Genomic DNA, 9,058 nt, shown 5'->3' on the forward strand with positions numbered 1-9,058 from the left:
TATTTATACTTAAGTTAAGAAATATTTACAAATAAATCTCCTGGTATTTACCTTTTAATCAAATTTTATTTATTTTCTTCCTTTATAGTTAAGACAAAAATGAAGAGGGAGACTAAATGAATAAAAAAGTAATGACTTGTTTATTGGCTGGAACACTTACAAGTAGTGTACTACCAATGATGAATGTATATGCTCAAGAAAATGGAGTTGTGATTAATGAAATTGAATCCAATGGCGATGCCAATGACTGGGTGGAAGTAATTAATACTTCCAATGTACCTGTTGATATTTCAGGATGGTACATTTTAGACAATGAACCTGATAAACATCTAAGTGATACTGTTCCTTTACCAAGTGGAACTATTTTAAATCCAGGTCAAATTCTTGTTTTAAATGAAACTGTCGATTTTAATTTTGGACTTGGTAAAAATGATAGTGTGACTTTATATGATGGAAATGGAAATGTAATGGATTCTTATGCATGGAATAGTCATGCCAATGGAACATTTGCTCGTATTCCGGATGGAACCGGTGCATTTGTAGATACATCCGCTACCAAGGGTACAAACAATCAAGTAATTGATACATCTGTTGAAAAGGTGACAACCTTGGTGATCAATGAAGTGAATTCTAGTCCAGATGATTTGGTTGAATTAATGAATATTGGTACAGAAGCTTTAGATATTTCAGGATTTGAGATTCGTGATAACTCGGATGACCATAGTTTTAAATTCAAAGAAGGAACAATAATTCAAGCCAATTCCTTACTTGTAGTTGATGCGAAAAGTGAAGGAATCAATGGAACGTTTGAAAGTGCTATTGGAATTGGATCCGGTGATTCGATTCGTTTATTTGATGACAAAGGAAACTTATTAGATTCCATTTCTTGGACAGAACACGCTTCTTATAATGGTGACCCAGCTCTTGCTTCTATTGGTCGATTTCCTGATGGAACAGGTGCTTTCACAATCACTAAAGAAACCAAAGGCTATGCCAATGATTGGTATGCTCCTGAAGGAATTGTGATTAATGAAATTGAATCCAATGGCGATACCAATGATTGGGTTGAAATTAAAAACACAAGTTCACAAGACATTGATATTTCGGGTTGGTATATTTTAGACAATGATCCAGATAAACATAGTAGTGATGTAAATCCTTTACCAATGGGAACGATTTTAAAAGCTGGTGAATACTTTGTCTTTGAAGAAAACAATCAATTTTCATTTGGATTAGGAAAAGAAGACTGTGTTACTTTACACGCTAGCAATGGACAAGTCATCGATGAATATGCATGGACAAATCATGCCAATGGTGTATTTGCTCGTATTCCTGATGGAACAGGTGAATTTGTAGACTATGAAACTTCTACAAAAGGTTCTATTAATATTAAATTAAATCCTGTCGTATTAAATGAAGTTCAATCAAAAGATCCCGATGGAAAAGACGATTGGATTGAACTAGCCAATCCAACTTCACAGCCTATTGATATTTCAGGACTTATCATCAAAGATAGTGAAGACAATCATGCCTATACCATTCCAGAAGGAACAACAATCGATGCCAATGGCTATTATGTCATCTATGAAAGTGAATTTGGTTTTGGACTAGGAAAAGATGATTCTGTTCGTATCTATGACGGGGATACTTTAATTGGATCCACAACATGGCAAGGTCATACCACTCCTAGTTGGGGATTGTATCCGAATGTGAATGGAAATGAATATCGTTCTACCAAAGAACCAACTCCAGGAGAGGAAAATAAATTCAGTGATATTCCTGATAAAGAAGAATGGAATGGTCTAGAAAATGCGGATATCATTGATTCAGAATCCACTTTCTTAGAAGATTCTTCGGGATTAGATGTTCGTAATGGATGGATTTATGGAGTTGATAATGGAACCGGAACTTTCTGGATTTTTAAAGTAAATGATGATGGAAACATTGAATTTGCTCCTGGCTTTGAAAACGGAAAACGTGTTCGTTTCCAAAAAGATGCCAACAATCCAAGTGCTGCTGGACCCGATGCCGAAGGAATTACAGTTGATACCGATGGAATGGTCTTTATTGCCAGTGAACGAGACAATTCCGATAAAGGAACAAACTACAATACAATTTTAATGGTTAATCCAAATGAAGATGCCACAGACTTAATTGCCCAAATGGAATGGAACTTAACGGATTCGCTTCCACAAGTAAGTGCCAACATGGGAATTGAAGCTGTAGAATGGGTTTCGAATTCTGATATCAATGGCTTAATCATTGATCAAAACACAAATCAACCATACGATAGTTCAATGTATCCAAATTCTATTAATAATGGAATCTTCTTTGTAGCTTTAGAAGACAATGGACACGTATATGCTTATGTATTAAATAACGACGGGTCTTCTGTTCAAATTGCCGATATTGATTCTAAATTAGGTGGAGCCATGGGCCTTGACTATGATGAAATCAATAAAGAGTTATGGGTTGCCGCCGATAATGGATACAATAACTTATGTGCGAAAATGAAGTTTAATGGTACCGATGATATTTCTATTACCCATGTTCTTCCTCCAGCTGGATTAGATACAAGTGCAAATAATGAAGGATTTGCGATTAGTGATGTAATTAAAGATGGATATCGTGTTGTATATCATTTCACAGATGGTGTTAAAAAGAATGCGTTAACACAAACGTATTTAAAACAAGAAACAAGTGAACAACCTGAAAATCCAGGTACAACAAATCCAGATGAAGAAACACCTAGTACTGATAAAAAAGATACTACAACCAGTACTTCAACAAACAAAAAACCAAATAAGAAACATACATATACCGCAACTGAAACAAATGTATTATCGTATATGGCTTCCTTTATTGTAAGTATTATTGGTTTTATTGGTTGTATACTATTTGAAAAAAGACAATTGAAAAAGAAATAAAAAAATAACCAGGATGAAATGAATCATTCTGGTTATTTAATTATTCATAAAACAATCGCATTGATAAATCATATTGAAAGTCCTCGGATTTTAAAGAAACGAGTTTAATTTCATCAGTTGAACTTCCTAAATCATAAATCTTATCATGATTAATTGATTCAAATTCATATTCACTACTTGGTAAAGTAAATAACTCTCCATAAGTATTCAAATCATCCGTTCCAACATATATATCCACTCTATTATCGTTTAAATCAAAGGCAATATTGAAAGAATCTATATCAGATGCCAATTCAAACTTTCTTTTTTCTACCTGATTATTATTTTTAATTATTATTTCAACACGATTATATAAATCTTCTTGAATTTCACATGAATAAACGATTGTATTATTTGTTAATTCATTTATTTCAACATTATCATCTAAATAAATATTACCTACTTCAGTATTATGATAACAACCAAAAAGTAAAATCATAAAAAACAATACAATAATCTTTTTCATATTACTTATTGCCCATATGTATCTTTAAATCTTCCATCATAGCGATTGATCTTACGATTTTTGAAATAGAGGAGAACCAATACACAAACAATTGCAATACCACAAATGATATACATTGTATTTTGATCAATCTTGTTCATCAAAAATAAAACAAAACTAACAATGGCAATAACTAAAGAAATCACAATTAAAAGTGTTTCTATAAACATATTATTCTTTTTCATTTTTATTATCCTTTCTTTTTTTGAGAGTTCTTCTAATTACAGAATATAATAATTGTATATTTTTTTCAACATCTTTTATTAAAAGTTACATTGCTAATAATAGCTTTTAAAACGTTATATTTTACTTAATAATCAACACAAAATAACATCCCATAAATTAATAAAGTAACAATAGAAAGCAATTTTTAAGAATCAATATACAAACATTAGTATTAGAAAAAGGTTTGTCGTAAAAACAAGCCTCATACATACAATTTGTTACAGCATGACCACACATTCTGTTAAAGGCCAACCACACTTTGTGTTAAAGCTTGACCACAGGATTTTTTAAAGCCCCAAAAAGACTAAATAAAACTTCTTATTTCATTTAGTCTAGTGTTATTATCAATTTTTTTGAATTATATTTGATCAGCAATTTAATTATCTTTCCTTTTATCAATCTTTTTTCGTAAAGCCCTAATGAAATCAGGTAAAAGTATTAAGAATGTCACGGTTATTGGTATAGATATATCGTCCCAAGTTTTTATTATAAGTATGATATTTCTAATGGTTATATTAAGAACTATCCAAATTATCCAAATTGCACCAATGCTTTTCAATTTCTTTTTAAATTCAGGGTTAATATTTTTCATAAAGCATCCTATTCTTTAAAAATTCCTGAAGTTCTTCAACTTGTCGTTTAGTATATCTATCTTGCCATTTAGTTGACGTATAAGTAGCGATAGGTTTAGTACATGCTGAATCTGAGTAACACGTATAAGTATAGTAATGCCACATGTAATCAGTAGAAACATACTGAGTCAATTTAATATAAAAAGTATATGTTTGTTTACTTCCAAAAGTATTTTTTATAGCATTTATAATTACATCATTAATGATGCCGCCATATACCCCAACAAATTTAGAAAGAACTTCGTACACAGCATCTCTGACACCTACAGCAGAATTCACCTGAACTGGATCCAACTTTATAGTGCCTAAATTTATCCAATCGTGCTCTGGATATGGATTTGAATAGGCAAGACTAACAGGAATTTCTATTTCTTTCGCCTGTAATTCCGAAGGAAATATCATTATTAATCCAAGACTCGTACATATTGAAAGACAAATGGCTAAATTTTTTTTCATATTAACACCACCTTATCGTTTACCATAGTAACCATATTCTTTCTTTTTACTAACGATATATCTCTATCTTTATTTTTATTATACAAGAGTAAAACAAAAATATAAGGCTTATATTAAATCACTATATTTGATATACTAATTCTATAAGGTATTAGGAATTATTCCATGACAAGAATATTTATCTAGACAAATTTAGCACTTGCCAACATTTATTTCTATAATCTGAAGCAGTATTCTGTTATAAATCTTTTCCTATTCCAAAATTTTAAAATATGAAGACGATAAGACGCAGGTCAACTTGAACCTGCGCCTATTTCACGGTTATATTACATCTATATATTTTTATATATTTCCAATAGAGATTTTACCGTTTCTTGCAAATCATCACTAAAATCATTTAATTCATCCAATGTTATTACTCCATCCAATACTAGAATCACAATATTTTCTATTGCCGTAGAACGTCGCATTTCGATCAATACTCCAGGGGATTTCTTATCTTTTTTTATACGTTTTTCAAGTTCCCAAAATTTAGCGGAGGCCGGTTTATCACTTTGCAAAATTTGGACATATTCTTCTGTTAATCGTTCCATGTAGCGTTCTTGCCAATTTGCTATCTTCTTCCTAAATTTCTTCCAATCACTTTCTTTTATTTGCATCTTCTTGCATCTCCTTTCCGAAAGTTAATTCCATTAATTCCATTGCTATTTCTGAACTTTGCACTCGCATCATACTATCTTCTACATTACTTTTTGCTAAGAGGTTTATACTTCCATACCAAACAATGTTCTGATCAATGATAGCGAAACGTTTACACGTATCTTCCACTGTTTTTACATAAAAACCAGCACGATGCATTTGTTCATGTAATTGTATCCAAAAAACCGTATCACCAAAATTATATAAATTTTGTTCCCATTAGTACACAAATCTTTCGCATTGCTTCTACTTCTTCAATCCATGTATCATCATTATTTACATAATCATTTTTTTCTGAACCTTTTTCATGGTTATCAAAATCAAACACTAAAAATCTACATGTTCCATCTGCCAATAAAGGATATACACCAATTACATCAGATTCATTATATGATAAACCACGAAGATGTTTTATAATATCTTCTTTAGTTAATTTTTTATATGACCTAAATTTACATTCATTACAACTAATATTCTGCTTTTTCTTTCTGCAGCAATTTTCAGACCAAAAATTATTGCATTGTGGAAAGTAGCTAACTTCTCCCGTATCTTTTTTACACTTCTTTTTGCATATACGTCTTGTCTTCCCCAGAACCGAGAATAAAACATAACTGCCATTTTATCACTGATTTCAGGAGGAAATTGTATTCTCTTTCCTTGATTTATATCAAAGTCACACAATTCTTCCGATGCACGAAAACTTATTATTTCTTTTCTATAACTAATACCCGCATTATCCAAAATATTTTTTAATATTTGATTTTCTAGTTGTAGGTCATTTAACTGTTCTTGTAAGCGATTTATATTTTCAATTGGATCTCTCATATTTTTCCTTGCTATCAACTCCATTATTAACCACTTATTGCTTATAAACAATAATAAATAAAATGTTTTTTATATTACTCAATAATTTATATACATCGTTTTATGAATAATCACAATAATTCATTACTTGCGTTTATTTTTAAACTTTCTTAATTTCATCCAGTACTCTTTAATCTACTTCAACACCAATCACATAAGTATCCTTCAACTAACATCAGGCAGATACACCTATGAATTGTCATTTATTTTTACAATAGTTAAAAACAATAAAACAAGTGTTAAAAAAAACAATGTTCTTTATAATGAAATTAAAGATAACATTATCATTTTAGAAAGGAGGAAAACTATGAATCGCTATGTAGAATTTGATGATAATAATTCAGAACTTCATATCTTAAATGGAACCGAATCTACAATCAAATATGAAGACATTGAAAAAGTATCGGTATTAAATGAAGATGCTTCTTTTAAGGGAAAAGGAACTCCTTTTGTTCATCAAGTATTGGGTGGAACGACGTTTTATTCAATGTTTGGAGAACCTGGTTTATATGTTGGTTTAAAAATCACTTTAAAAGATGGATCGATTAAAGCTATCTATGTATCAGAGAAGAAGTGTTACGTGAATACAGATATGTATAAAAAAGATCGTGAAATTGCTCAAAAAATAAAAAATAAAATTGATAAAAGAATTATATAAGTAAGCCACATGACTTCATCATTTTATATTCAAAATTTGCTTGTAGCAGCTTTTATAATCTCAAGGTTATGTGATCTATTTGTAAAGGCATCTTATAATAAAGCTAAAGTAATTTATATTGTGATTTTAAATGTAATCTCATTCATTTATATCATTGTTTATGCTCAAGTATTTTTAACACATAGTCTTAATAATGTATATTGGTTTAATTATTTAATTTATGTTGTTATTTTGATTTTATATGTTATTTATATTATTAAAGTATTTAAAAAATAAAGGGTTCCAAAGTTAACTATGATTTTAAAAAAAACCAGCTCTGAAATACACTTCAAGTGAAGTGTGAATCAGAGCTTTTTTGGCGTATGAAATTGTATTATTCAATCTGCAAGATTCTATTATTGAATAAATTGGATGTATTGTAAGAACACTAAATAGAGATGCATTATCAAATAATAACCACTTGTCTCGTGAAAATATGATGAAAAACCGAGGTCGATGGTTCAACCCCGGTTAAATTTGATTATCCGTCCTTAGATAAGTGCTTTTATACATTTTTGGATGAAAATGCAAAAAATTAATATGAGTTTAATAAATTAAGACGTATGTTTTCTTTAACAATATTTATTATACTATATAAAAAATATTTTTAGGAGACTGTTATTATAGATGTATTCTTTGTAATATGAAATTAGTAAATAGTGAAAGGAGCTTGATTGAGATGAGAAGTGATTTTATATATCTATAATAAGTATTTTGGGACATTTTATCTATTATAGATATTTTAATAAAATGGCTAGAAGGAAAAAATAATATGAAAAAGAAAGTGAAAAAATTTATATGTATATTTGCAATGTTTTCATTTTTGTTTGCTGTCCCTACCTATGCAGCAAGAAACATTTATACTAATAGTACAGTGATTAGAAATGAAAAATTTCAAGTTTGGAGTGCTTATAACTATACATATAGTGTTGTGGTCTATGCTGTTATATCGCATAATGATTCTACCAATAATATAACACAGATATCTGATTTAGAATTTTCAACAACAAGTTCCTCTACTAGTTATCCTACATTATCTGCTTCATTTACACCATCTCAAAAAAGTAAATCATTTTCTGGTAGAAAAGCTACCTATGTTGTTACTGTAACTAGAACTGTATATGGTTATTATACTGATAAAGTAGATTATACTATTGTATTTGATGTAGTTGCAAACGTTGGAGATGCTAGACCGTATTCTTTGAATCAGAATGGAGTGGTATTATCTTCTGTTGTTGAAAGTGAACCATATGATATCGAAATACTAGATATACCGCCATTGGTGGAGGAATAAAAAAATGGAAAAATTAAGTGAATATGTACAATTTGATTATGATAAAAGAATAATTAGAATCATAAATGGAACAAAAGGAGAATATCCTTTTGATAATATAAAAGAATGCTTTGTTTTGAATGAGGATGCTAAGTATAAAGGAAAAACGGAACCATTTTCTGTAATAGTTAAAACAGGTCCTTTACCTCTTGGCTTATTAACAGAAAAAGCTTTCTATGTAGGTGTAAAGATAATTAATAAAAATGGTTCTGTTTTAGCAATTTATACATCAAAACAGAAGACAAGAAATAATACTGATTATCATAAAAAAGATAGAAAAAATGCTGAAGAAATTAAAAAGTTAATAGATGAAATTATAACTTAAAATGGTAGTTATAAAGTAAACTTTTGAATTTGGATAGGGTAACCAAAGTTAAATGGAGGTCATTAACCAGGATCCGATTTTTCCAAAGTAAACCGAGGGGGATAATTGAGGTTTTGATAAAAAAATCTGAAATACGCTTCTGAAATGAAGTGTGAATCAGAGCCTACATAAATATCAACAGCTGATTGTTTTAAATCAAAGGCAACTATAAAATGATTCTTCTCATCTATTTCAAATTCTCTTTTTTAGTTTTATTATTATCTTTATTTTTGATTATGTGAACTACCCATAAGCTAAAGACTTAGGGTAACCAAAATCTTTTGGGGTTTATCCAAAAACTTTTAGGGTGAACTTTT

10 protein-coding genes are annotated in these 9,058 nt (G+C 29.7%); 4 read left to right on the plus strand and 6 right to left on the minus strand.

Annotation, left to right across the window (positions count from 1 at the left end):
* Positions 1 to 116: 116 nt before the first annotated feature.
* Positions 117 to 2,927 (plus strand): lamin tail domain-containing protein, encoded by a 2,811-nt coding sequence (locus ACI313_RS07560; RefSeq protein ID WP_439755668.1) that lies wholly within the window; start codon positions 117 to 119, stop codon positions 2,925 to 2,927.
* A 40-nt stretch (positions 2,928 to 2,967) separates the two neighbouring features.
* Here the strand turns inward: ACI313_RS07560 and ACI313_RS07565 are convergent, their stop codons facing one another.
* The 6 genes from ACI313_RS07565 to ACI313_RS07590 all read right to left on the minus strand — a co-directional run bounded on the left by ACI313_RS07565 (position 2,968) and on the right by ACI313_RS07590 (position 6,075).
* On the minus strand, positions 2,968 to 3,432 hold the full coding sequence (locus ACI313_RS07565) for a hypothetical protein (protein WP_320607766.1): 465 nt from the start codon (positions 3,430 to 3,432) through the stop codon (positions 2,968 to 2,970).
* Positions 3,433 to 3,437: 5 nt separating this feature from the next.
* A complete protein-coding gene (locus ACI313_RS07570; protein ID WP_320607767.1) occupies positions 3,438 to 3,656 on the minus strand; it encodes a hypothetical protein in 219 nt (72 codons plus the stop codon).
* 618 nt (positions 3,657 to 4,274) lie between these two features.
* On the minus strand, positions 4,275 to 4,784 hold the full coding sequence (locus ACI313_RS07575; RefSeq protein ID WP_320607768.1) for a hypothetical protein: 510 nt from the start codon (positions 4,782 to 4,784) through the stop codon (positions 4,275 to 4,277).
* A gap of 332 nt (positions 4,785 to 5,116) precedes the next feature.
* A complete protein-coding gene (locus tag ACI313_RS07580) occupies positions 5,117 to 5,443 on the minus strand; it encodes a multidrug transporter (RefSeq protein WP_320607769.1) in 327 nt (108 codons plus the stop codon).
* A complete protein-coding gene (locus ACI313_RS07585) occupies positions 5,424 to 5,642 on the minus strand; it encodes a hypothetical protein (RefSeq protein WP_320607770.1) in 219 nt (72 codons plus the stop codon). The genes ACI313_RS07580 and ACI313_RS07585 overlap by 20 nt, the downstream gene beginning before the upstream one ends.
* Before the next feature lie 40 nt (positions 5,643 to 5,682).
* On the minus strand, positions 5,683 to 6,075 hold the full coding sequence (locus tag ACI313_RS07590) for a TOTE conflict system archaeo-eukaryotic primase domain-containing protein (RefSeq protein WP_407066604.1): 393 nt from the start codon (positions 6,073 to 6,075) through the stop codon (positions 5,683 to 5,685).
* Between the two features lie 579 nt (positions 6,076 to 6,654).
* Here ACI313_RS07590 and ACI313_RS07595 point away from each other — a divergent pair.
* From ACI313_RS07595 to ACI313_RS07605, 3 genes are all read left to right on the plus strand, one after another.
* Positions 6,655 to 7,005 (plus strand): hypothetical protein, encoded by a 351-nt coding sequence (locus tag ACI313_RS07595; RefSeq protein ID WP_320607773.1) that lies wholly within the window; start codon positions 6,655 to 6,657, stop codon positions 7,003 to 7,005.
* An 811-nt stretch (positions 7,006 to 7,816) separates the two neighbouring features.
* The gene (locus tag ACI313_RS07600; RefSeq protein ID WP_439755669.1) at positions 7,817 to 8,338 is read left to right on the plus strand and encodes a hypothetical protein; all 522 of its coding nucleotides are present in this window, start codon (positions 7,817 to 7,819) and stop codon (positions 8,336 to 8,338) included.
* Between the two features lie 4 nt (positions 8,339 to 8,342).
* Complete coding sequence (locus ACI313_RS07605; RefSeq protein WP_320607775.1) at positions 8,343 to 8,702, plus strand: hypothetical protein; 360 nt, start codon at positions 8,343 to 8,345, stop codon at positions 8,700 to 8,702.
* Positions 8,703 to 9,058: the final 356 nt, after the last annotated feature.

The sequence above is a fragment of the Floccifex sp. genome (assembly GCF_051873495.1).
Taxonomy (GTDB): domain Bacteria; phylum Bacillota_I; class Bacilli_A; order Erysipelotrichales; family Erysipelotrichaceae; genus Floccifex.

Bases quoted from the DNA above. Each gene is read 5' to 3' on its own strand.
- ACI313_RS07560 (WP_439755668.1), top strand. From the start codon at position 117: ATGAATAAAAAAGTAATGACTTGTTTATTGGCTGGAACACTTACAAGT.
- ACI313_RS07565 (WP_320607766.1), bottom strand. From the start codon at position 3,432: ATGAAAAAGATTATTGTATTGTTTTTTATGATTTTACTTTTTGGTTGT.
- ACI313_RS07570 (WP_320607767.1), bottom strand. From the start codon at position 3,656: ATGAAAAAGAATAATATGTTTATAGAAACACTTTTAATTGTGATTTCT.
- ACI313_RS07575 (WP_320607768.1), bottom strand. From the start codon at position 4,784: ATGAAAAAAAATTTAGCCATTTGTCTTTCAATATGTACGAGTCTTGGA.
- ACI313_RS07580 (WP_320607769.1), bottom strand. From the start codon at position 5,443: ATGCAAATAAAAGAAAGTGATTGGAAGAAATTTAGGAAGAAGATAGCA.
- ACI313_RS07585 (WP_320607770.1), bottom strand. From the start codon at position 5,642: ATGCATCGTGCTGGTTTTTATGTAAAAACAGTGGAAGATACGTGTAAA.
- ACI313_RS07595 (WP_320607773.1), top strand. From the start codon at position 6,655: ATGAATCGCTATGTAGAATTTGATGATAATAATTCAGAACTTCATATC.
- ACI313_RS07600 (WP_439755669.1), top strand. From the start codon at position 7,817: ATGAAAAAGAAAGTGAAAAAATTTATATGTATATTTGCAATGTTTTCA.
- ACI313_RS07605 (WP_320607775.1), top strand. From the start codon at position 8,343: ATGGAAAAATTAAGTGAATATGTACAATTTGATTATGATAAAAGAATA.